The organism is Streptomyces sp. RLA012 (genome assembly GCF_056270325.1).
The window spans coordinates 60,929-85,590 of the sequence record NZ_JBWDPA010000007.1 but is presented as its reverse complement, the minus strand read 5'-3'; the positions used below and the strand labels follow the sequence as shown (position 1 = coordinate 85,590).

At 74.0% G+C, this 24,662-nt stretch carries 14 protein-coding genes; 12 read left to right on the top strand and 2 right to left on the bottom strand.

The annotated features are described in order from the left end of the window. Positions 1–48 precede the first annotated feature (48 nt). Complete coding sequence (locus tag RV986_RS54215; RefSeq protein WP_475925049.1) at positions 49–2,676, bottom strand: SpoIIE family protein phosphatase; 2,628 nt, start codon at positions 2,674–2,676, stop codon at positions 49–51. A 683-nt stretch (positions 2,677–3,359) separates the two neighbouring features. On the opposite strand from RV986_RS54215, the gene RV986_RS54210 reads away from it, so the two are divergent. The 8 genes from RV986_RS54210 (at position 3,360) to RV986_RS54175 (ending at position 17,428) form a co-directional block, all read left to right on the top strand. Then, a complete protein-coding gene (locus RV986_RS54210; RefSeq protein WP_475925048.1) occupies positions 3,360–3,569 on the top strand; it encodes a response regulator transcription factor in 210 nt (69 codons plus the stop codon). Between the two features lie 558 nt (positions 3,570–4,127). Then, the gene (locus tag RV986_RS54205) at positions 4,128–5,027 is read left to right on the top strand and encodes a DMT family transporter (RefSeq protein ID WP_475925047.1); all 900 of its coding nucleotides are present in this window, start codon (positions 4,128–4,130) and stop codon (positions 5,025–5,027) included. A gap of 439 nt (positions 5,028–5,466) precedes the next feature. Next, positions 5,467–6,042 (top strand): hypothetical protein, encoded by a 576-nt coding sequence (locus RV986_RS54200; protein WP_475925046.1) that lies wholly within the window; start codon positions 5,467–5,469, stop codon positions 6,040–6,042. A 137-nt stretch (positions 6,043–6,179) separates the two neighbouring features. Next, positions 6,180–8,063 (top strand): glycoside hydrolase family 15 protein, encoded by a 1,884-nt coding sequence (locus tag RV986_RS54195; RefSeq protein WP_475925045.1) that lies wholly within the window; start codon positions 6,180–6,182, stop codon positions 8,061–8,063. A 331-nt stretch (positions 8,064–8,394) separates the two neighbouring features. Further along, positions 8,395–11,391: a helix-turn-helix transcriptional regulator gene (locus RV986_RS54190; protein ID WP_475925044.1), complete on the top strand. Its 2,997-nt coding sequence runs from the start codon at positions 8,395–8,397 to the stop codon at positions 11,389–11,391. 109 nt (positions 11,392–11,500) lie between these two features. Further along, the gene (locus RV986_RS54185) at positions 11,501–11,725 is read left to right on the top strand and encodes a hypothetical protein (RefSeq protein WP_475925043.1); all 225 of its coding nucleotides are present in this window, start codon (positions 11,501–11,503) and stop codon (positions 11,723–11,725) included. Positions 11,726–11,769: 44 nt separating this feature from the next. Continuing rightward, on the top strand, positions 11,770–16,080 hold the full coding sequence (locus tag RV986_RS54180; protein WP_475925042.1) for a carboxypeptidase regulatory-like domain-containing protein: 4,311 nt from the start codon (positions 11,770–11,772) through the stop codon (positions 16,078–16,080). 811 nt (positions 16,081–16,891) lie between these two features. Continuing rightward, entirely contained in the window at positions 16,892–17,428 is a 537-nt protein-coding gene (locus tag RV986_RS54175) for a hypothetical protein (protein WP_475925041.1), read from the top strand. Positions 17,429–17,486: 58 nt separating this feature from the next. Here the strand turns inward: RV986_RS54175 and RV986_RS54170 are convergent, their stop codons facing one another. Further along, entirely contained in the window at positions 17,487–18,308 is an 822-nt protein-coding gene (locus RV986_RS54170; protein WP_475925040.1) for a maleylpyruvate isomerase family mycothiol-dependent enzyme, read from the bottom strand. A gap of 677 nt (positions 18,309–18,985) precedes the next feature. Between RV986_RS54170 and RV986_RS54165 the strand changes: the two genes are divergently transcribed. The 4 genes from RV986_RS54165 (at position 18,986) to RV986_RS54150 (ending at position 24,532) form a co-directional block, all read left to right on the top strand. Further along, entirely contained in the window at positions 18,986–19,696 is a 711-nt protein-coding gene (locus RV986_RS54165; protein ID WP_475925039.1) for a helix-turn-helix transcriptional regulator, read from the top strand. 130 nt (positions 19,697–19,826) lie between these two features. Beyond that, entirely contained in the window at positions 19,827–21,281 is a 1,455-nt protein-coding gene (locus tag RV986_RS54160; protein ID WP_475925038.1) for a methylmalonyl-CoA mutase family protein, read from the top strand. Between the two features lie 43 nt (positions 21,282–21,324). Then, positions 21,325–21,756, top strand: a complete 432-nt coding sequence (locus tag RV986_RS54155; protein WP_475925037.1) for a cobalamin B12-binding domain-containing protein — start codon at positions 21,325–21,327, stop codon at positions 21,754–21,756. 142 nt (positions 21,757–21,898) lie between these two features. Further along, a complete protein-coding gene (locus RV986_RS54150) occupies positions 21,899–24,532 on the top strand; it encodes an AAA family ATPase (RefSeq protein WP_475925036.1) in 2,634 nt (877 codons plus the stop codon). The last annotated feature ends 130 nt before the right edge of the window (positions 24,533–24,662 follow it).

The window sequence follows — 24,662 nt, the reverse complement described above, 5'->3', positions numbered from 1 at the left end:
GGTGGGTGTGGGTGTGGGTGTGGGTGGGTTGGTGTGTGGGGGTGGGGGTCATGGTGGGTGGGGGGTGAGGGTTTGTTCGGTCCAGATGGTTTTGCCGGTGGGGGTGTGGCGGGTGCCCCAGCGGGTGGCGAGGTGGGCGATGAGGGGGAGGCCGCGGCCGCCTTCGTCGTAGGTGTGGGCGCGGCGCATGTGGGGGGTGGTGTTGCTGGTGTCGGAGACTTCGATGGTGAGGGTGGTTTTTTGGTGGATGAGGCGGAGTTGGATGGGGGGTTGGCCGTGGTGGAGGGCGTTGGTGAGGAGTTCGGTGGTGATGAGTGCGGTGGTGTCGGTGGTGTCGGTGAGTCCCCAGGTGGTGAGTTGTTGGGTGGTGTGGTGGCGGGCGTGGGTGACGCTGGCGGGGGTGTTGGGGAGGTGGTAGGTGGCGGTGTTGTGGGTGGGGAGGGTGTGGGTGCGGGCGATGAGGAGGGCGATGTCGTCGGTGGGGGGGTGGGTGATGAGGGTGGTGAGGATGCGGTCGGCGAGGGTGTCGAGGGTGGGGGTGGGGTGGGCGAGGGTGGTGAAGAGGGTGTCGAGGGCTTGGTCGATGTCGTGGGTGGGGGTGGTGAGGAGGCCGTTGGTGTAGAGGGTGAGGAGGCTGTTTTCGGGGAGTTGGGTGTCGAGGGTTTCGAAGGGGAGGCCGCCGAGGCCGAGGGGTGGGCCGGGGGGGACGTCGAGGAAGCGGACGGTGTGGTCGGGGGTGGTGAGGGCGGGTGGGGGGTGGCCGGCGCGGGCGAGGGTGCAGTGGCGGGTGATGGGGTCGTAGATGGCGTAGAGGCAGGTGGTGCCGATGCCGCCGGCGGTGTCGGGGGGTGGGGTGTCGGTGGGGTCGGTGGGGGTGGTGGGGGTGGTGGGGTTTTCGTCGGTGGAGAGGTGGATGACGAGGTCGTCGAGGTGGGTGAGGAGTTCGTCGGGGGGGAGGTCGACGTCGGCGAGGGTGCGTACGGCGGTGCGGAGGCGGCCCATGGTGGCGGCGGCGCGGATGCCGTGGCCGACGACGTCGCCGACGACGAGGGCGACGCGGGCGCCGGAGAGGGGGATGACGTCGAACCAGTCGCCGCCGATGCCGGCGGGGGTGGTGGCGGGGAGGTAGCGGGTGGTGATGTCGAGTGCTTGCTGGTCGGGGAGGGTTTGGGGGAGGAGGCTGCGTTGGAGGGTCATGGTGGTGGTGTGGTTGCGGGGTGGGTGGTGGGGGGTGTGGAGGGCGGTGGCGGTTTGGGTGGTGAGTTCCTGGGCGAGCCAGAGGTCGTCGGGTTCGAAGGGGTCGGGGTGCTGGTGGCGGGCGAAGAGGGCGATGCCGAGGGTGGTGTTGTGGGTGTGGAGGGGGACGAGCATGAGGGAGTGGGGGGTGTGTTCGTTCAGCCAGGTGGTGTGGGGGTCGTGGGCGGTCCATTGGGTGAGGGTGTGGGTGAGGGTGGGGTCGGTGGTGTGGTGGAGGGCGGGGTGGCCGTGGGTGAGGCATTCGGCCAGGGGTGGTGGGGCGGGGCGGGGGGCGGGGTTCGGGGTGGTGGGGGGTGGGGGGTGTGTGGGGGTGGGTGTGGCGGCGGTGGGGTGGAGGAGGGGTGTGGGTGGTGGTGGGGTGCCGGGGCGGGGGGTGGGGGTGAGGAGGTAGACGGCGGCGAAGTCGGCGAGGCGGGGGACGGCGAGGTCGGTGAGTTGTTGTGTGGTGCGGGTGGGGTCGGGGGTGGTGGTGATGCGGGTGGCGGCGTCTTTGAGCAGGAGCATGCGCTGGCGGGTGCGGTGTTGCTGGTGGTGGGGGTGTGTGGCCAGGCAGACGGCGCGGGGGCGGCCGTGGGGGTCTTTGAGGGGGGTCAGGGAGGTGGTCCAGCCGGGCGGGGGGCCGGCGGGGGTGAGGGGGAGGCCGGTGTCGGTGTGCTGGGGGTGGCCGGTTTCCAGGGCCAGGCGCATTTTCTGTGCGGTCTGGTCGCTGGCGGGGTGCGGGGCGATGTCGGGCAGGCGCAGTCCGTGCATCTGGGTTTCGGTGAGGCCGAGTGCGCGCTGGGCCTCGGCGTTGGCGCCGGCCAGCCGCAGGTCTGTGTCGAAGACCGCCAGGATGCCGGGGAACTGGTGGAAGGCCCATTCCTTCAGCGTCCCGCTGTGGGGCACGCCCCCGCTGTGGGGCACGCCTTTGCTGTCGCTGGTGCCTCCGCTGCCGCTCCCGCTGTCGCTGGTGCCTCCGCTGTCGCTGGTGCCTCCGCTGCCGCTGGTGTTCCCGGTGCTGCTGGTGTCTGTGGTGTTTTGGGTGGCGGGTACGGCGGAGACCACGAGCCATCCGGCGGGCGGGCGGTGGTGTGCGAGCAGGGGGGCGCGCAGGAGGTGGCCGTCGCGGTGGCGCAGTGTCAGGGTGGCGTTCCAGCGGTGCTGTCCGGGGGTGTCCGGGCGTGGCGCGCGGGCACTGCCGCCGCTGGTGCCGGTGTCGCTGTCGCTGGTGGCGGTGCCGCTGGTGGCGGGGGCGAGGAGGCGGGTGGCGGGCTGTCCGACGATCTCCGGGGGCGGGTAGCCCAGCAGGCGCTGGGCGCCTTCGCTCCATTGCGTCACGATGCCGTGTTCGTCGACGGTGGCCGTGGCCGTGTATGCCGGGCGGGGGGAGGTGTCCGGCAGGTGTGGCTGTTCACCGGGAGGGGTGGGAAGTCGCTCCATCGCCGCTCATCTCGTTCTTCGGGAACCTGTACGGCCGGGGCCCTCCTGACAAGCATGATCCCGGGCGGCACGGAGCACCAGCCCGGCGCCGGCGCGCAACCCCCGCCCCCCGTCCCCGCTCCCGGGCACTCCCGCCCCGGCACGCCCCCGCCCCGGCCCCGGCACGCCCCCGCCCCGGCCCCTGCGTGCCTCCGCCCCGGCCCCTGCGTGCCTCCGCCTCTGCGCCGGGCCTTTGGCTCCGGTTCCTGCTCCAGGCCCGGGTCCTGCTCCAGGCCAGGGTCCTGTTCGCGGTCCGGGTCTCCGGCTCCGGCTCCGGCTCTCGCGCCGCCTCCCCGCCCCGGGGCGGGGGTGGGTGTCTTCGGTGTCTGCTGCGGCCGGGTGGGGGCCTTCGTGGGGCGGCGCGCGTGCGGGGTGTTCCTGTGACAGGCCTGTGACAGATGGGGGACACCGTCATGAAGTCGCCCGGCCACGCTTCCAGAAACGGACAAAACGCAGTATTCGGGCATATGTTCTCTGCTTTCGAGGGTGTGAGCAGTGACGGCCGAGCTGTTCCGCCGGAGGGAAATCCCATGAGCCTCACACTCACCACGCCGTACACCGCAGGCCCCGCGGCGGCTTCCGCGGTTCCTGCAGTTCCTGCGGTTCCTGTGGCTTCCGCGGTTCCTGCAGCTTCTGCGGTTCCTGTGGTTTCTGCGGTTTCTGCGCCTGCGCTGGCCCCGCGGGAGCGGGAGACGCTGCGTCATATCGCGGCCGGGCGTACCTATCTGCAGACGGCCCGTCACATGGGGCTGTCCACGCATACGGTCGATGCCTATCTCCGCCGGATCCGGGCCAAGCTGGACATCAGCAGCACGGCCGAACTCACCCGGCTGGCCATCTCCCTGGGACTGTGACGCCCGCCCGGCATCCGCCGCCCGTGCGCCCTGTCCGGCATCTGCCGCCTGTGCGTCGTGTCCGGCATCTGCCGCCTGTGCGTCGTGTCCGGTACCTGCTGTGTGGGGGTGGTGCTGCTCACCGGGCCGGGCCGAGTCCGGAAACTCGGCCGGGCCCGGTGAGCAGCGGCATCCCGTGGCCGTGGCGTCCGGCCGGGCGCTGTGCCGGTGCCGGTGTCCGGCCTGCGGGGCGTGCCTCCCGCCGTTGCCGTTGCCGTTGCCGTTGCCGTTGCCGTGTGTGGCGGGTACGGCGGGTGCGGGTGCGGGTGGGTGCGGGGGAGGGGGGTGTATTGCGTACCGGCGCGGACCGCACTCGATCCCGTCCGTCCGCTGCCGGGCAGTGTTCCCGTCATCTTCCACCGCGGGGAACACACCATGCTCCGGTTCACACCGGCAATGCGACGAAGCGCCGCGTGGACAGGAGCGGACAAGAGGCGGGCGCCGCGGCGTCGCAGGAGCATGGACGTGGCGGGCATATCCGGCTGCCGGGAGTGTTCCCGTGATGCGGGGGAGCGGGGGATGAGGAGGAACGAGCCGGTGGGGTTGGTGATCTCCGTCGTCTTCGCGTTGCTGGCCGCGGCCAGCAACGCGACCGCCACCGTTCTCCAGCGCCGCGCGGCACAGGACGTGCCGCTGTCCGAGGGCTTCCGTGCCCGGCTGTTCGTCGATCTGCTGCGCCGGCCGGTGTGGCTCGGCGGTATGGCGGCGGTCGTGGCGGCGGCGTGCTTCCAGGCGCTGGCGCTGGTCGACGGGGCGCTGGCCGTCGTGCAGCCGATCTTCGTCCTGGAACTGCCGTTCGCACTGCTGATCGGCGGTCTGGTGCTGCGCCGGCGGGTGACCCGGCACGGGTGGACCGCCGTGGCGTGCATCGCCGCCGGGCTGGGCGTTGCCCTGGCCGCGGCCGCGCCCTCGGCCGGGACCGACCGGCCCGCCACCGGCGGCTGGATCCTGGCCATCGTCTGCTGCGCCGGCGCCATGGCGGCCGGTGTGCGTATCGCGCTGCGGCGGCCCGCCGGACGCACCCGCGCGGCCTGCTTCGCCGCGGCGGCGGCCATCGGCTACGCGCTCACCGCGGCGCTGATCAAGGACGCCACGCACGCCTGGCAGACGGGCGGTGCCACCGCCTTCTTCCTCGCCTGGCAGACCTACGCCTTCGCCGCCACCGGGGTCTGCGCGCTGTTCCTGCTGCAGAACGCCGTCCAGTCCGGCCCCCTGGTCGCCTCCCAGCCCGCCCTCACCCTCGGTGACGCCCTGGTCAGCCTCGCCCTGGGCGTCACCCTGTACGCGGAGGAGGTACGCACCGGCTGGTGGCTGATCCTTGAGATCGCCGGGGCGGGCCTGATCCTGTACGGAGCGGTCCTGCTGGCCCGGATCCCGCTCGCCCGGACGCTGGTCGCACCGGAGGGCGGTACGAGCTGAACCCCGGGCGCCCGCACCGCAACGGGCACGCCGGGGGAGAACCGGCACGGTCCCGGCCGGTCCCGGCCGGCCGTTCGTCCCGGACCGCTGCGGCACCTGGCTCGATCCCGCCCACCGGGACCGGGCGGGGCGTGTGCGCCCCGCCCGGTCCCGGCGGGGGCCGCGCGGGTCCCCGGCCGGCTGTTGCGGCAGTCACCGACGTCCGAGAACAACGGCCCCGGCCCGGGGAGGGAGCCGCTCCGCGGGCCCCGCCGGGCCGCGAGCGGGCAGGCGGCGGCGCCGGGGCGCCGGGGCGGCGTGCGCTGCGATCCGGTCGCTTTGCGGGAAGGGTCCCTCACCGGCGTGCGACCTGCGGCATTCTCGGAACGCGGAGTGCACCGGCGCTCCGGGCGGCGCCCGGCCGGCCGTCTTCGTCCAGCAGCAGGGGGAAGAGGCAACCGTGGGGTGGAGGACGGAGGAGTTCGGGGAGTCCCACGAGGGCATCGCGGGAGCGGTCCTCGCCGACGGCAGCGAACCCGCGCCCGTGTACCTGGACATGGGCAGCGGCGCCACGGGGCAGGCGACGAGCGAGTGGTGGGCGTACAACGGGCGGCTGTCCCGTCCGCGGGCGGCCGCGTACCGGGCGGCCTGTGCGTGCGGCTGGCGCGGCACGGCCTACCCGGTCGACTGGGACCTGGCGCGGGAGGACCGGCTGGAGGACCTGGACACCTCCGGTCCCTACGACGACTGGTGGGAGCACATCCGCGCCGTCGAACGCCGGACCGTGCCGCTGCCGGCCGAGCTCACCGAGGTGATGGACCGGCTGGAGGAGCAGCTGGCCGCGCTCGTCGACCAGGCTCCGGTGGCCGCGCTGCTGGCGGTGGCCCGGCTGGAGCGCCTGGCCGAGTCCGTCGGCCGGGAGGCCGCCTACGGGGCCGAGGCGGACGAGCTGTCGAGCGAGACGATCGGCACGGCGCTCGGCCTCAGCCCGGACAAGGCCCGCTCCCGCCTGACCCGCTACCTCCTGCGCCGCTGATCCGCACGGCCCGCGTCCGCACGGCCCGCGTCCGCACGGCCCGCGGCGGCAGGACACGTTCCCGGAAGTCCGGTGGCCGGTGAGTCGTTAGCCTGGAGAGCAGGGGGCGGCTCGGGCGACAGCCCAGGGAGGCTGACGTGGCTGAAACGACTCCTGAGGCCAGAGCGCAGGACGGGGCACACGGCGCTCCCGGAGGTCCCGGTGGCGCCGGCACCCCCCGGTATCTGCCGATCGCCGACCACGGCCTGATCGGCGATCTGCGCAGCGCGGCCCTGGTCGGTACGGACGGCACCATCGACTGGTACTGCTGCCCGCGTTTCGACGCGCCCAGTGTCTTCGCCTCGATCCTCGACGCGGACCGGGGCGGATCCTTCGAACTCGCCGCGGACGTGCCCACCCGTACCAAGCAGTTCTACTTCCCCGACACCAATGTGCTGATCACCCGTTTCTTCGCGGACGACGGGGTCGGTGAGATCCAGGACTTCATGCCGGTCGTCGACGCCTCGCGCGAGGCCGGCCGGCACCGTCTGATCCGCCGTGTGGTGTGTGTCCGCGGGGCGCTGCCCTTCCGTGCCCGTATCGCTCCCCGCTTCGAGTACGGCACCGTGGCGCACACCGTGCACACGGCGGTCGGCCAGGCGGTGTTCGCCACGCCCTCGCTCCGGCTCGCGCTGACCTCCACGGTGCCCTTCGAGGTCGCCGGCCAGGACGTGTGGTCACTGTTCAAACTGCACGAGGGCGAGTCGGCCGTCTTCACCATCGACCGGATCGGCGGCGACGTGGCCCCCCGCTTCTGTGCCGTGGCCGAGGCGGAAAGAGAGTTCAACGCGACCGTGCGCTACTGGCGGCGCTGGCTGTCCCAGTCGCGTTACCGCGGCCGCTGGCGGGAGATGGTGCACCGCTCCGCCCTCACCCTGAAACTGCTCACCTACGCCCCGACCGGCGCCATCATCGCCGCGCCGACCACCAGCCTGCCCGAGCAGATCGGCGGTGAGCGCAACTGGGACTACCGCTATGTGTGGATCCGTGACGCCGCTTTTTGTGTGTACGCGCTGCTCAGGCTCGGCTTCACCGAGGAGGCCGAGGCGTTCATGGGCTTCGTCTCCGAGCATGTCCAGCGCACCGCGGGCGAGCTGCCCGGGCCCACCGGCCCGCTGCAGATCATGTACAGCATCGACGGATGCCGTGACCTGCCCGAACGTGAGGTGCCCCATCTTGAGGGCTACCGGGGTTCCGCGCCCGTACGGGTCGGCAACGCGGCCGTCGACCAGCTCCAGCTGGACATCTACGGGGCGCTGGTCGACTCCCTCTACCTCTACGACAAGTGGGGCAAGCCCATCTCCAGCGCCCACTGGGACAGCATCAGCGAGCTCGTCGACTGGGTGTGCGACCACTGGGACCAGCCCGACGAGGGTGTCTGGGAGACCCGCGGCGGCCGCAAGACGTTTCTCTACTCCCGCCTCATGTGCTGGGTGGCGATCGAACGTGCCATGCGGCTGGCCCGGCACCGCGGCCTGCCCGCCGACATGGTCCGCTGGGGCGCCGTCCGTGACACGATCTACCGGCGGATCATGAGCCACGGCTGGTCCGCCGAGCGCCGTGCGTTCACCCAGTACGAGGACAGCGACATCCTCGACGCCTCCCTGCTGATGATGCCGCTGGCGAAGTTCATCTCCCCGACCGACCCCAAATGGCTCGCCACCCTGGACGCGCTGGGCGAGGACCTGGTGTCCGACTCGCTGGTCTACCGCTACGACCCGCAGGCCAGCCCCGACGGCCTCCAGGGCGAGGAAGGCACCTTCTCGATCTGCTCGTTCTGGTACGTCGAGGCGCTCACCCGTGCGGGCCGCCTGGACGAGGCCCGTCTCGCCTTCGAGAAGATGCTCACCTACGCCAACCACCTCGGCCTGTACGCGGAGGAGATCGGCCACACCGGTGAGCAGCGCGGGAACTTCCCCCAGGCCTTCACCCACCTCGCCCTGATCAGCGCGGCCTTCAACCTCGACCGCATGCTGGGCTAGGGCCTGTCCGGCGGTGCGGGATCCCACACCGCCGGCAGGCCCGCTCTGGAGGCTGATCACTCCGTTCGGTCACCTTCGGCGGGCATGGTGCCGGCCCCCCGATGCGGCGGCGACGAGCCGTGTTCGACGATCCGTCATGAGCTGACGTGGCCTCAGAAGTGCAGGGGGCAGCCGCAGTCGGCGTACCCGGGCGCGGTCAGTACGGCGATCAATGGCATGCTGCGGTGTCGAGGCCCGCACAGGCGGTCGGCGCTCGGGCCGCACCGACCCCGGGCGGGGTACAGGCCCTGGGCGGGGTACAGGCCCTGGGCGGGGTGGGGAAGGCGGTCGGATGGAGCGCTCTGTGGAGGACGGCCTCCCGCGCGTGCTGCCCAGCCTCAGCGCTCCGCGTTTCGTCGGCCGGGCGGCCGAACTGTACCGGCTGACGGACGCCCTGGCCCGGCCGCCGGCCGCGGTTCTCATCGAGGGTGAGGCCGGAATCGGCAAGAGCCGGCTCGTGTCGGAGGCGCTGGAGGAGCCCGGTGTCGCCGCCCGACGGCCGCTGGCTGCGATGTGCCCCCCGTTCCGGGAGGCCCTCACCCTGGGCCCGGTCGTCGATGCCGCCCGCGATGCCCGGCCCGAGGTGGCTCAGCTGGCCCTCACCTCTCTCGCCGGGGTGCTGCGGCCGCTGTTCCCCGAGTGGGGGCAGCACCTGCCGCCGGCCCCCGAGGCGCTGTCGGACGCGGGCGCCGCCCGGCACCGGCTCTTTCGTGCACTGGCCGAACTGCTGGACGCCATGGGCGTCGGCGTGCTGGTCCTGGAGGACGTCCACTGGGCCGACGAGGCCACCCTGGACTTCCTGCTGTTCCTCGCCTCCCGTCGTTCCCGCCGGATGAGCCTGGTGCTGACCTACCGTCCCGAGGACGTGGCGCCGCAGTCCGCGCTGATGCGGCTGACCTCCCGGCCGCCGGCCGGCACCGGGTACGTACGGATCTGTCTCGGCGCGCTGGACGTGCCGCAGACCGCCGAGTTGATGTCGTCGATGCTCGACGGGGAACACGTCTCCGAGACGTTCGCGTCGTTCCTCCAGGAACGGACCGACGGTGTGCCGCTGGCCATCGAGGAGTCCGTGCGGCTGCTGCGCGACCGGGCCGATCTGGTCCGGCGCGACGGCGAGTGGGTGCGCAGGACGCTGGCCGACATCGCTGTGCCGCCCACCATCCGGGACGCCGTCGCCGAGCGCGCCTCGCGCCTCACCCCGGTCGCGCAACGCGTGCTGCAGGCCGCCTCCGTGCTGGCCGAACCGGTCGGCCCGGCCGTCCTTGCGACGGTGAGCGGGCTCCCGGACAACGTTGCCGGGCGGGCCGTGGACGCCGCCGTACGCAGTGGACTGCTCGGCGAGGACCGGGCCGGCCGGGTCAGTTTCCGGCACGCGCTGGCGGCCCGTGCGGTCTACGACATGACGCCCGCGCCCGACCGCCGGGCCCTGCACCGCGGAGCGGGCCGCTCGCTGCGGGCCATGGCGCCGCAGCCGGTGGCCCGGCTCGCCCACCACTACCGGGAGGCGGGGGACACCGGGCAGTGGCGCCGGTACGCCGAACGGACCGCCGACCTCGCGCTGGCCTCCGGGGACCATCGCACCGCCGTCGGACTGCTGTACGAGTTGCTCACCGAGAGCGATCCGCCCGCCGCCTCGGTGGCCCGGTGGGCACAGAAGATGCCGGTTCTGGCCTTCTCCGGGCTCGTCGGCCGCGGCGATCTGGCCCGCGCGCTGCGCAGGGTGCTGGATGCAGAGGCGCTCGCCCCGCAGGACCGTGCAGCCGTCCGCATCCAGCTGGGGAGGATGCTGCTGCACGCGGGGGAGTACGCGGCCGGTGCGGCGGAACTGGAGAGGGCGCTGCCGGATCTGGCCGGCGAACCGTTCCAGGCGGCCTGGGCGATGAACACGCTCGGCAGCCCGCCGGGCACCCTGATGTCGGCCGGGGAGCACCGCCGTTGGCTGGACCGGGCGGCCGACGCGGCCCGGCTGCCGATGACGGCGGACCAGCGGCTGGCTCTGGTGGTGGACCGGGCAACTGCCTTGCTGGACATGGGCGACGAGGCCGGCTGGGCCGTGGCCGGGGAACTGCCCGGCACCGCGGCGACCCCGGAAGGAATGATGCAGCTGGCCCGCAGCGGACTCAACATCGGTAACGGGGCCATGCGCTGGGGCCGCTACGACGAGGCCAGAGCGCTGCTGACGACTGCGCTGGCCAGGGCCGAAGAACACCGCTACCAGCGCCTCCACGACATGATCCTGGTGACGCTGGTGCACCTGGACTGGTTCACCGGCGCCTGGGACGGACTGGGCGAGCGGGCCGCCGCCCTGGCAGGGGTGGACGAGGAACCCTTGCTCCAGCTGGACGCCCTGCTGGTCACGGCTCTGCTGGACGGGGCGGTCGGCGGCAGCGGAGCGGATCTGGGCCCCGCGGCGGTGGCCGAAGGCGGGACGGGGAGCGTCGAAGAGCGTCTGCGCGAGGTGCTCGACGGGGGGCTGCGGCGCGGCGTCGTGGACCTGCCGCTGGAGCCCGCGGCCGCCCTGGCGCGGATCCGGCTCGCCGAGGGGTCGGCCGCCGAGGCGCTGGAGCTGACGGACGGACCGGCCGACGTCGTGGCCCGCAAGAACATCTGGCTGTGGGCCACCGAGTTCGCACCGGTGCGGACGGGCGCGCTTCTCGCGGTCGAACGGCCGGACCAGGCACGGCGGTTCGTCGCGGACCTGGCCGAAGGGCTCGGCGGCAAGAACCTGCCGGCAGCGGACGCGGCCCTGGAGACCTGTCGCGGAATCCTGGCAGAAGGAGAGGGCCGCAGCGTCGAGGCAGCCGCCGCGTTCGGCCGGGCCACCGCCGCCTGGCAGCGCCTGCCCCGACCCTATGAGGCACTGCTCGCGGCCGAACGCCGGGCCGGCTGTCTGCTGGCAGCCGGTGACAGGGATACCGGACTGGCCGAACTCGCCCGCGCGCAGGCCGGATTCACGGCTCTGGGAGCCCGGAAGGACGCCGACCGGGTGCACGTCGCGCTCCGTGCGGCCGGGGCGCCGGTACGACAGGTGTGGCGCGGCGGGCGGCGCGGCTACGGCGACCAGCTGTCCCCGCGCGAGCTGGAAGTGGTCCGGCTGATGCTCACCGGTCTGACCAACCCGGCCATCGCACGAGCACTCTCCCGTTCCCCGAAGACCATTGCCGCGCAACTGAACTCCGCGATGCGCAAATACGGAGTGACCTCGCGTACCGCACTGGCGGTCAGCGTGACACAGGCCGGAATCACCCCGTCGGGGGGCCACGCCACCGGCGCGGGCTCCGATCTTTAGGTCATCCGCCCCATCGCGAAGCCACGCGGCAGCCATCGATACTCAGTGCGCGCAGGATCCGCAAGCCCGCCTTCACCTGGACATGACCGGAGAGGCATCCATCCGTCGGATGAGCAGCACATCCCCCGAACCGAAGTCCGGTGCACCGAGCGCCCGTTCGGACGGCGCCGACACTCCCGCCGGTGCCGCCACCGGACCGCAGCACACCGCCGTGCCGCCCGCCGGAGAGCGACACCGCGAACCGACGCCCGCCGCACCGGGCGTACCTGCCGACGACACGACGGCAGACCCTGCCTGCGCGGACGACTCGTACAGCGGCTACGAACCTCTCTGATCCGGGCCCGACCGGGTCCTGAACGCGACGAAAAGGGTGCCCCCTTGCTGTCCTCAAGACGTGCGCGCGTACGCGCGCCACTCTCCCTTCTCATAGCCGGCTGTCTCGGCGCCGGAGTCCTCTCCGCGATACAGCCGGCCACCGCCTCCGCGGCCACCGCCTCCGCGGCCACCACCGGTTCCTCGGCCTCCTCATCGGAGGCCGGCTCCTCCAAGGCCTCCGACCTGCTCAACGCCGTGCCGCAGGACAACGTCCCGCAGAACTACGTCCCGGCCGGCTGCAACAACCCGAGCCTCCAGGACGGCGTGGCCCAGTGCTTCGCCGACGTGCGCACCGGCTCCGACCACCTCGTCCGGCCGCAGGCGAGCGCGCCCCCGTCCGAGGCGCTGGGCCCGGCCGACATCCAGGCCGCCTACAGCCTTCCCGCCGCAGGCGAGGGCAGGACGGTGGCGATCGTCGACGCGTACGGCAACTCCCACGCCGAGGCCGACCTGGCCGCGTACCGCACGCACTACGGGCTGCCCGAGTGCACCACCGCCAACGGCTGCTTCCGCAAGGTCGATCAGAACGGCGGCACGGACTACCCCGCCGACGACGCGGGCTGGGCCTTGGAGACCGCGCTCGACCTCGACGCCGTCTCCGCCGCCTGTCCGGCGTGCAACATCCTTCTCGTGCAGGGTGATTCGGCGAGCCTGGACGACCTGGGCACCGCGGTCGACACCGCCGTACGCCTGGGCGCCAAGTACGTCTCCAATTCCTACGGTCTGCCCAGCGAGAGCGCCTCCCAGACCGCGTACGACCACCACTACGACCATCCCGGGGTGGCCGTGGTCGCGTCCACCGGCGACACCGGCCATGTCCAGAACTGGCCCGCCACCAACCCCAATGTGGTGGCCGCCGGCGGCACCCGGCTGACCCGTGCCGCGGACACCGAGCGCGGCTGGACGGAGTCCGCCTGGGACTCCGGCGGATCGGGCTGCTCGCTGTACGAGGCCCAGCCCGCCTATCAGAGGGGGCTCGCCACCGGCTGCGACACCCGGGCGACGGCTGACGTCTCCGCGGTCGCCGACCCCGCGACCGGCCTGGCCGTGTACGACACCGTGGGCAAGGACGGCTGGCTGCAGGTCGGCGGCACCAGCCTCTCCGCGCCGCTGATCACGGCGATGTACGCGCTGGCGGGCACCCCCGTCGAGGGCACCTACCCGGTGACCTACCCGTACATCAACGCCTCCGGGCTGACCGATGTCACCGAAGGGTCCAACGACGACTGCGGCACGGTGGTGTGCACCGCCGGCGCCGGCTGGGACGGCCCGACCGGTCTCGGCACCCCGGTCGGCGTGTCCGCGCTGGCCTTCGGCGTCCACGGAACGCTGTCCGGACGAGTCACCGACAGCGCGTCCGGCGCTCCGCTCGCCGGTGCTGCGCTGGCCGTCTCCGAGGAATCGGCGGACGGCCGGGAGTACCGCGTCACCACCGACGCCGATGGCGCCTACGACCTCCCCGTCGCGGTGGGCACCTACCGGATCACCGCCACCGACTTCGGCTACCAGGAGAAGACCAGCTCCGCAGTGGGCGTCGCCGAGAACCAGAGCACCACCGCCGACCTGGCCCTGGTGAAACTGCGCACCCGCACGGTGTCCGGCACGGTCAAGGACGGCAGCGGGCACGGCTGGCCCCTGTACTCGAAGATCACCATCGACGGCTATCCGAACGGCGCCCTCTACACCGACCCCTACACCGGCAAGTACAGCGTGGAGCTTCCGGAGAAGGCCACCTATGCCCTCCATGTGGCGCCGGTCTACCCCGGCTACCGGAGCACGGACCTGAGTGTCCCGGTGGGCACGGCCGACGTACGTACCGACGTGGCCCCGGACGTGGACCTGACGGCCTGCGTCGCACCCGGCCACGCCTATCCGGCCGAGACCGGCTTCGAGGGCTGGACCGGCACCACGCCGGAGCACGGCTGGACGGTCGTCAATCACGGGACGGACGGCGCCGCCTGGGACTTCGCCGACAAATCGGTGTGGAACTTCACGGGCGGAACCGGGAACTGGGCCTCCGCGTCCCCCTACACCCGGGGCGGTGTCCCGGAGGACACCGAACTCGTCTCACCCGTCTTCAGCCTGGCAGGCCAGACCTCACCCGTCCTCGGCTTCGACGCCGCCTACGCCCCCGGCAAGGACTCGGTGGCCGACGTCGACCTCAGCCTCGACTCGGGCGCGACGTGGACCACGGTGTGGCACCAGGACACGGCCGAGTACCTGGGCCACGCCGAGGTTCCCCTGCCCCAGGCGGCAGGCGCGAAGCACGTGAAGGTGCGCTTCCACTACTCCGGCAGCGGCCTGTCGCTCTGGCAGCTCGACACCGTCACCGTCGGCTCCTGCGCGGCCGTGAGCGGAGGCATCGTCGCCGGACAGGTCGTCGACGGCAACACGGGCGGCACCATCACGCCCGCCACCATCACCGACACCGCCGACCGCTACGCGACGGCGACCACCGTCGCGACCCCCGACGACCTGGCGCTGGCCGACGGCTACTACTGGCTGTTCAGCGAGCCCACCGGACGTCACACGTACCGGACGGCCGCCGCCCGCTACACCACCTCGACCGGCACCCTCACCACGCGGCCGGACAAGGTCAACCGATTCGACCGTACGCTCAAGGCAGGCCGCCTGGCCATGAGTTCGGACGCCCTCTCCGTCAGCGAGTCACTGGGCGGATCAGGCAGCAAGAAGGTCACCTTCACCAACAGGGGACAGGCGCCGCTGCACGTCAACCTCGGTGAGCAGAGCACCGGTTACACCTCACCGGACGGCACCCCCACGACCACGTCGGACTCCTCGGCAGGCGCCCCGACACTGCGCGTCAAGGGCAACTACGCACCCGGACCGATGAGTTCCGCGTCGTCGTCGGCGCCGAAGGGCACGTCGAGCGATCTGTCGGCCACGACCACGGACACGGCATCCGCATCCGCATTCGCATCCGCGTCGACCGGGCCCTGGACCGGCATCGCCGACTACCCCGAGCCCGTCGTGGACAACGCGGTGGGCACGTACCAGGGCAAGGTCTACTCCGTCGCCGGAGTCTCCGGCATCTTCGGCGGGGAGTACCTCAAACACAGCTATGTGCACGACCCGTCCACCGACGCCTGGACGCCGATCGCGGACCTCCCCGAGGCCCTGGAGTCACCCGGCGGGGCGTTCATCAACGGGACCATGTACGTCGCCGGCGGCTGGGCCGCGGACGGTGCCCGCGCCACGCTCTACGCGTACCACCCCACCACCGACACCTGGACCCGCCTCACGGATCTGCCCCAGGCGGTCGGCATGCCCAATGTGACCGTCCTCGACGGCAGCCTGTATGCCATCGGAGGCTGCACCGGATCCGGCTGTAATGACATGGTCAGCACCGTCTACCGCTACACCCCGGCCACCGACAACTGGACCCGCCGAGCCGACTACCCGTTCCCCATGGAACGCGCGGCCTGCGCCGGCATCACCGGTGAACTGGTCTGCGCCGGGGGCATCTCGGGCAGCGACGCCAAGGGAGAGACCTACCGTTACAGCCCCTCCGCCGACACCTGGACCCGCGCGGCCGACATGCCCGACGCACGCTGGGGCGCTGTCGCCAGCGGGAACGACGGCAAACTCCAGGCCGTCGGCGGCATCGCCGGAGGGGACTCGGTCAACACCGTCGTCGAGTACGACCCGGTGTCCAACACCTGGTCCGACCTGCCCAACGCCTCCGCCACCGTCTTCCGGGCCGGTGGCGGCTGCGGGATCTACCGCGTCGGCGGCATGATCTCGCTCTCCGAAACCGTCTCCTCGGCCGAGGTCCTGCCCGGGCACGACCAGTGCGACGGCGACGACGTCACCTGGCTGTCGACGGACCGGACCTCGTTCGACCTGGCCCCCGGCCGCTCCACCACCGTCACCGTCCGCGCGGACGCCTCCGCCGTCGCCACGGCCGGCACCTACACCGCACGGCTCACCTACAGCACCGACGCCCCCTACGCCGGAGCATCGGTCAAGGTCAGCCTCAAGGTCACGCTCCCGAAGACCTGGGGCCACCTCTCCGGAACGATCACCGACAAGCACACGGGAGCGCCGCTCGCCGGAGCCACTGTCCTGATCTGCCCGGCGGCACACGCCGGAACGGCCGGCTGCGACCACCTCGCCCGCACCGTACGCACGGTACGCACGGACTCCGACGGCCACTACGACCTCTGGCTGGACGCCCGCACGGGCCCGCTGCGGATCACGGCCTCGGCCGCCGGCCACCGCCCGGCGTCCAGGGAGGTGACCCTGCTGCCGGGCCGCGCCACGACGGCCGACCTGTCGCTGACCGCGACCTGACCCCCCGCCGCCACCCGCTCACGCCGCGCCCGCCCGGACACTCTGTCCGGGCGGGCGCGGCTGGTCTGCGGCGGGCGGCCAGTACTCGGGGCACGGACGGAGAACGGCAGCCGGGCGAGTTCCTGCAAGGCGCGCCGCTCGCAGTAGCGACCTGAGGACATCGCCCCCGGTCAGCTACGGCGAGCGCCGCCGTGTGCCGGGTCTGCGCCGCGGGGAACCGGCGCCGGCAGGTGGATTCTGCGGCCGCCGGCCCTGACTGCGCCGCGCAGGCTCTTGCCGTCCACCGCCACCGCCCGCCGGGCCTTCGGACCGGGCCGGGGTGCGGCGGATCGTCGTCTCGCACGGCACCGGCCGGGTGCCGGTCAGCGGGCAGTGGCGGGCGCCGATGCGGTCCGGGACCGCCGGTGGGGCATCGCCGGCCCACTCGCTGATGGCCGGCAGCGGGGTCGCGCCGGTCGGCACCGCGCAGGCCGCCGGCGCCGGCATGTGCACACATCGGGGCAACCCACTCGACCCGCGACTGCGCCGAAGCCCTGACGCTCAGGCACGCGCACGCCGGCTCCGGCCGCCTCTCAAAGAGCCCTTCGGGACGGACGCCGGAACATGCAGGCCACAGCGGAGCCGGAGGACAGCGGCGGAAGGAACCCACCGGCGGGCGGCGCCGCGCCCCGGCTGTGACGCAGGTCCTGTCGCCGCCGGCCCGGCCGCCGTACGGTTGCCTGCTCCGCGTCCTGCCGGGCGCGTGCAGGCCCGCGGCCGGATCACGCACCGGCCGGCCACGGCGGGCACCCGCACAGGACGGTCCACCGCCATGCCCAGTGATCTCTCGCCCGTCATCGCCGCCTCCACGCGCTGGCTGCTGTCGGCCTTCCCGCCGGCGGCCGGCCCCCTCGACCATGCCGTGGCCGAGGCGCAGGCGTGGCACGCGGCGACCATCGCCGCCGCCCTGCGCTACCCCACCGCGCTGGACGCCGAGCTGCTGGACCTGCTCGGCCCCGGGGGCTGCGGCCGGCTGGACGTCGTCACCGGCGCCGGCCCCCGTCCGCCGGGGGCGGCCGCGCACGCCTGGCGCAGCCGGGTGGACGAGACCGTCGTCAGCTGGGCGGCCTGCCTGCTGGCCGACGCCGATCTCGCCGCCCGGGCCGCCGCCTGCCTGGCCGCGACGCACCACGGCGCGGACGGGGTGGGCGACGCGCGCCGGCTGACCGTTCCCAGTCCCCGCGATCACCGTGCGGCGCCGCTGCTGCGCCACCCGGACCTCCTGGGCCCGGTCGCGGACCTCCACCGCGCGTCCCTGCTCGGCCTCCTCGATCCCGACCCGGCCGCCGGCGTGCCCGGGCGGCGGTGACCGCGGGCCCGTACTCCGCGGGCCCGCGCTCGGGGAGTTGTGCTGCGGCCGGCCGTGCTCAGGGCGCCTTGAACAGGGCCGGGAAGCGGGGAGCGAGCCAGGGTTTGCGGCCCAGGACGCAGATGCGGCCCCGGGTGAGGGCGCTCCACTGGCGGCGGCGGCCGAGCGCCATCAGGAGGAAGGTGACCGGCTCGATGAGGATGGTGCAGTCCGGCCGGTCCGGCAGCCGCGGACTCACCGACACCGCGCCCCGGGCCACCCGCACATCGAACCGGCCGCCGCCCCACAGGCGGACCGTGTAGCGGGCGCTGAGCCCGGCGGTGCGGGCGGTGTCGGTGACCCGTGGCATGGCGGTGATCAAAAACGGCAGGGTCAGCCCGACCCGGGCACGGTCGATCATGTGCGGGCGTCCCAGTGCGCGGGCGAGGTCGTAGCCGTGGCCGAGCATGTGCGTGAGCAGGTAGGACCCCAGGACGTCCCGGCTCATCGGGCCCAGCGGGGTGATGACGGTCCCCTCCGCGCCCTTGTCCTCCAGCGCCTTCAGGCAGGCGTCGGCCTGGGCGACGATCATCGCGGCCAGCGGCTGTGCGCCGCGCTCGCCGAACGCGGCGAGGGCGGCCTCGTTGGCCGCGGCGAGGCTCTGCGGAGTGCCGTCCCCCCAGGGGCGCGCACGTCCCGCCGCGATGTCCGCCATCAGCTCGTTGGCCTGCGCCAGATGTGCCGCCGCCTGTCCGACGTTCCAGGTGGACCCGGGCACCGCACGTCCCGTGTCGGCGCCCTGGCGCAGCAGCGCGGCGATCTCCCCGGCGCTCTCGCGGACGGCCGCACCGAGCCCTTCCGGCAGCGTCCCCCGCACCTCCCGCCCAGCCGTTGATTCCACGCCGCTCCCCGCTCTCGTCCCGTGCGCCGGCCCGGTGCCCGGCCGGCGCCCGCGGCACCGGTTGTCCGCAGTACAGAACCAGCCGGGGAAGGCGGCGGCAAGCCCCTGCGCGAGGGCCCCTGCGCAGGGCTCCCCACAACCGGCGCACAAGCGGCTTTTGGCCTGGTGACACGGCGGCGGGGGCGGTGGCGGCGGGCGGATGCCCAAGCGGTCCTCCATGCCCCGCACAACACAGCCGCAAGCGTCCGGTGGTGCAGTCGAGCAGATCCACGGTGTCCGGGTTTCCCGGGGGAACTGCTCCCCCGGGGGGCCCGGCCGGCGAAGAGGAGACCGAGCAATGGCTGCCCTCACACCGAGCGAAGGGCGAAGCGGCGACGTCGCGGCTTGCGCGTCTGCCGCCGCGGACAGCGGTCCGGGTACCGGGCAGCCCCAGGAGTGCGGGGGCCACCGGCGACGGCCGTCCCGGCTCCTTCAGTGACGGCCGCAACACCGGCCAGGCCGGCACGTCAACGGTGCCGGGGCGAGGAGAACACAGTGGTTCGGGGCGGTCAGCGTCCCTCCGCCCGAACCGCCGAGCACGGGTCCCCGGCGTTTGCCCGGCGTTGTGTGAAGGCCGGCCGTGCAACCAGGCATGCACTGTACGCCCGCAGTTGGATAGAGAAAGTCGTAGGCTGCACATGACCATTCAGATGACGGATGCCCTGCTCACCAACGACCGGACAGCCACCTCTCACCCTGCGGTCGGCCACCGGCATGCGCACACCGCGCGGCCGCTGCCCGCGGCGGGCCGGCGCACCTACACCGCCCACATCACCCCCGACCGGCGCATCGTCGCGGCCGAGCCGGACTTCTCCCGCCAGTTCGGGCGCACCTCGGCGGACACCTGCGGCCGCAGCCTGTACGAGCTGCTGCACCCCAGTTCCCCGACCTATCTCGACCGGCACTTCGCCCGGCTGTCGGAGGGGCGGTGCAACCGCTTCGACGAGCGGATGGTCGGCCTCGGCGGCTCGGGCCGGGTCTTCTCCGCCGGGCTGACCGGTATCGCGGTCCACGACACCACCGGCGGCCTGGCCGGCATCGTCGTTCAGGTGCGCCCCGACCAGGAAGCCGTGGCCGCGGCCCCGGAGGAGCCGGCCGCGCATCCCCGGGAGCGGCTGCTGAGCAAGCTGGACGCGCAGGTCCTGGAGGGGGTCGCCAGCGGTGCCTCCACCGTGCAGCTCGCCGCCCGCCTCTACCTCAGCCGGCAGGGCGTCGAGTACCACGTCGGGCTCATGCTCCGCAAGCTCAAGGCTCCCAACCGGGCCGCCCTCGTCGCCCGTGCGCACTCCCTGGGCATGCTCACCGTGGGGCAGTGGCCGCCGCGCGTGGCACCGGAGTTCATCAAGTAGCCGCAGCCGCGGGGATACCGCCCGCGCCACGGCCCGGCCGGCACCCTAACCGGGCTTTAGCACCTCCCCCCATGGTGACGGCCCGCAGCGCGCCCGCGACTGCACCGGGCCTTTCGGAGGGCAGAAATCGATGGACCAGGTCAGGACGGGCGAATCCGGCCGGCTCATGGAGCCGTCCGGCGGCCCGGACGCCCCGGCGGACCGGGACGCGGAGGCAGAACCGGACGGACCCGGCTCCTGCCCCTTCACCCATGACGGGTGTCCCTCGGCGGACCCCGGACGGCCGCGGACGGCGCGGCAGTACACCGGGTCCGGCACGGCGGTGGAGTCCAACGCCCGCTACCGGCAGCTGATCGCGAACGGCGCCAGGGAGCTGTCGGTCGCCTTCGACCTGCCCACCCGGACGGGCCGGGACTCGGACGCCCCGGCCGCGCACGGCGAGGTCGGCAGGGCGGGCGTGGCCGTCGACTCGGTCGACGACATGCGGGTGCTGTTCGCCGGGATCCCGCTGGGCGAGGTGTCGACGTCGATGACGCTCGACGCGCCGGCGGCCGTGCTGCTCCTGCTGTACCAGCTGGTCGCCGAGGAACAGGGCGTGCGCGCCGACCGGCTGGCCGGCACGGTCCGCAACGACGTGCTGACGCAGTACATCGTGCGGGGGACCTCCCTCTTCCCGCCGGAGCCGTCACTGCGGCTGACGGCGGACGTCCTGCGCTACTGCCGGGCCCGGCTGCCGCGGTGGAACCCCCTCGCCGTCTCGGGCCGCCCGCTGGCGCAGGCGGGTGCCTCGCCCGCGCAGGAGATCGCCTTCACCCTGGCCGGCGGCATCGAGTACGTACGGACGGCGGTCGCGTCCGGGATGGACGTCGACGACGTCGCGCCGCGGCTGTCGTTCTTCTTCGCGCCGCGCGCCACGGCCCTTCAGGAGGCCGCCGGGTCCCGTGCGGCACGCCGCGTCTGGGCGCGGGTGATGAAGGAGGAGTTCGGCGCACGCAGCCCGGCGTCGCAGATGCTGCGCCTGCACCCGCAGGCCGCCGGCGCGCGGCCGGCCGCGCGCCGGCCGGAGGCGGACCTGGTGCGCGCGGCCGCCGGGGGACCGGCCGCGGTGCCCGGCGGCCCCCGCTCCCGGCACGCCGACTCCTTCGACGAGGCCATCGCCCTGCCCGCGGGCAGCTATGCCGCCGAGCGGATGACCGACGCCGCGGAGGCCGCCGTGCTGGAGCTGATGGCGAAGGTGGAGACGCTGGGCGGCGCGGCCGCCGCCGCCGCACACGGCTTCCAGAGGCGCGAGATCGAGCGCAGCGCCCACCGCCTCGCCCACCGCCTGGCCGGGGAGAGCGGCTCCGGCGCGCGCGCCGACCCCGCCGTCGAACGGCGCCAGCGCGAACGCCTGGCCAAACTGCGCGCCTGGCGGTGTTCCGACCGGGTCGACGACGCGCTCATCGCGCTGCGCAAGGCCGCCGAGGGCAGCGACAACGTCCTTTACCCGATGAAGGAGGCGCTGGCGTGCGGGGCCACGGTGGGCGAGGTCTGCGGCACCCTGCGCGGGGTGTGGGGCACGTACGTTCCCGCCGACACCCACTGACACCTTTCATCCGGTTCGCCTGTTTCCTGTTCTTGGAGGATCCGTGCTCCCATCCGCACTCCCGCTCCGGGTCGTTGTGGCCAAACCCGGCCTGGACGGGCACGACCGGGGCGCGAAGGTGGTCGCCCGCGCCCTGCGGGACGCCGGTGTCGAGGTCATCTACACCGGACTGCACCAGACCCCGCGGCAGATCGCCGACGTGGCCGTCCAGGAGGACGCCGACGGCATCGGCCTGTCCGTGCTGTCCGGCGCCCACCTGACCCTGTTCGCCGCGCTGCTGGAGGACCTGCGGCAGCGGCAGGCCGAGGACATCACCGTGTTCGGCGGCGGCATCATCCCCGACGCCGACGTCGCGCAGCTGCTCGGCCTCGGCGTCGCCGCCGTCTTCACCCCCGGGACACCGACCGGGGCCATCGTCGACTGGGTGACCACCCGCCTCGCCGCCGCGCGCCGGACCCGGCCGGCGGACGCCTGAGCTGCCCGCACCCCAGGATCCCGCCGCTGCCGGGCACTTCCTGCCGTGCAGCCAGTGCCCACCGCAGGGGGCCCTCGCGGTGGCATATGCCTTCCTAGACTGCACGAACGAGGAGGAAAACGACCGGGAGGAGGGCGGGCCCATGGTGCTCCTGCACCGCGACGACGAGTGCGCACGGCTGGACAAGTCCCTGCGCGCCTGCACCGACGGCACAGCCCAACTGGTACTCGTGGAAGGGGCACCCGGCTGCGGCAAGACACGGTTTCTGCAGTACGCCGCCGACGCCGCCGCGGCCCGCGGACTCACCGTGCTGCACGCCGCCGCCGACCCCGCCGCCCGCCGCCGGGACCACGCCCTGCTGCGCCGGCTCGCCGACTGCCCCACCGCGGACCTGCCCCGGCCGGCCGCGGCAGCGGACGCGACCGGCAGCGGGTTCGCGTCCCTGCTGCGCGCGGCCTGCGCCCGCGGCCCGGTGGCCCTGTGCGTCGACGACCTGCAGCACGCCGACCGCGCCTCACTGGCCGAACTGCTGCGCCTGACCCACGCCCTGCGCGGCGCACCCCTGCTGACGGTGCTGGCCCAGTCCCCGCACCACCGTAACGACGGCTCCGGCCTGCACACCGAACTGCTGCGCCACCCCAGCTTCGTCCGCATCCCCCTCGCCCGGCTGGACGCCCCGGGCACCGCGGAACTGGCCCGCTTCTGGGGCACCCCGGTGCCGGCGGACGCCACCGCACGGCTGCACCGCCTCAGCGGCGGCAACCCGCTGCTGCTGCGCGCCCTGCTGTCCGAGACGGGCTCCGCCGACGGCCGCCGGCCCGGATGGCCCGAGCCCGAACCCGGCGGCCCCTTCGCCGAGGCGTTCGCGACCTGTGTGCAGCGCTGCGGCTCCGCCGCCCGCCGGCTCGCCCTCGCCCTCGCCGTCCTGGGCGAACAGGCCGACCCGCGGCGCGCCGCCCTGCTCGCCCGGCTGGGCCCCGACGCCGCCGCCCGGGCCCGCAACGCGCTGGAGGCCGCGGGACTCGCCGCCGGCGCCCGGCTGCCCCACCCCGCGGCCGCCTCCGCCGTGCTCGGCACGCTCCCGCCCGCCCAGCGCCGGTCGCTGCACCGGGACGCCGCCCGCGTCCTGCACCACGCCCTGGCCGAACCGGCCGTCGTGGCGGGCCAGCTGCTCGCCGCCCAGGCCGCCGCGCACGGCTGGGAGATCCAGGCGCTGCGGGACGCCGCCCGGCAGGAACCGTTCTCGCACAGCGACCCCGACCAGGCACAGGCCTTTCTCCGCCTGGCCCGTTCCGGCTGCCCCGACGAGGCCGCCCGGCTGCGGATCACCCTCCAGCTCGCCGCCCACACCTGGCGGCTGCACCCGGGCGAGGCCCACCGCCTCCTCGACGAACCCCAGGCCGCCCTGCGCGCGGGCAGGCTGCCCGCCGCCGACGCGGGATGGCTGGCCCGGCTGCTGGCGGCCCAGGGCCGCGTCGAGGAGGCCGACGAGGTCCTCGGCCGGGCGGCCCCGGACACCCGCCCGGCCCCCGACGACCCGCTGCGCACCCTGCTCGACCGGTTCCCGGCCGCCGGCGAGCACCCCGCCGGACAGCCCGCCCGCGCCGCCGCGCTGTGGCTGCGCCCGAGCACCCCGGACGACGTGCCGGCCGCCGAACGCCTGCTGGCCGACACGCCGCTGACCCAGGCCACCTTCGACTGCCTCGACCGCGCCCTGCGCACCCTGGTCCAGCACCGGCCGCACAGCGCCGTCACCTGGTGCGGCCGCCTGGGCGAGCAGGCACCCGCCCAGGACGCCCCCGGCTGGCAGGCCGCCTTCGCCACGGCACACGCCGAGTCCCTGCTGCACCTCGGCGACCTCGCGGGCGCCCGGCGGGAGGCGGCCGCCGCGCTCGGCCACCTCGCCGGCCGCGGCGGGCCCTACCTGCTGGCCCCGCTCGCCCTGCTGGTACGGGCACTGACCGAACAGGGCGAGTACACCGAGGCCGCCCGCCACCTGCACCCCACGCTGCCCGGCGAGCCGTACTCCACCGTGCACGCCCTCGCCTTCCTCGGCGCCCGCGGCCGCTACTACCTGGCCACCCGGCGCCCCCAGGCGGCCCTGGAGGAGTTCCTGGAAGCGGGCCGGACCGCCGCCCGCTGGGGAACCGACCAGCCCGGGCTGCTGCCCTGGCGCACCGACGCCGCCCAGGCGCTGCTGCGCCTGGGCCGCCCGGCCGAGGCACAGGCCCTGGCGGCGGAACAGCTCGCGCTCTCGGCGGCCGGCGGGGCACGGGTGCGCGGGGTCACGCTCCGGCTGAGCGCGGCCACCGCGGAGCCCCGGCGCCGCGTCGAACTGCTGACCGGCGCGGTCGACGAGCTCCGCGACTACGGGGACCGTCTCGAACTCGCCCGCTGCCTCGCCGACCTGGGCTCCGCACTGCGGCTGAGCAGCGAGGGGACCCGGGCGGGGACCCTCACCCGGCGGGCCTGGCAGCTGGCGGGCGAGTGCGGCGCGCTGCCGCTGCGCGAGCAGATACGGCCCGCCCCCGGCCCCGAGCGCGCCGCACGCCGGGCCGGCCGCCGGGACGCCGGCCGGCTCAGCGGCTCGGAGGAGAGGGTGGCCACCCTCGCCGCCCAGGGCCACACCAACCGGGAGATCGCCGCCAAGCTCTACGTCAGCGCCAGCACGGTCGAGCGCCACCTCACCGGCGTCTACCGCAAACTCGGCATCTCCCGCCGCCAGGACCTGCCCCTGGACCTGCGCACCCGCACACTCGAACAGCCCGATCACTGACAGCCCGGCCGCCAGGCACACATCGGCGCGCGGATTTCACACTTTCGCGTAAGAACGGTGATCCGCCGGTCTCCGGCGGGAATGTCTTGTTCCGCTCGCAGAGGTGCCGCCCCGGCGCCTCGTGACGGAC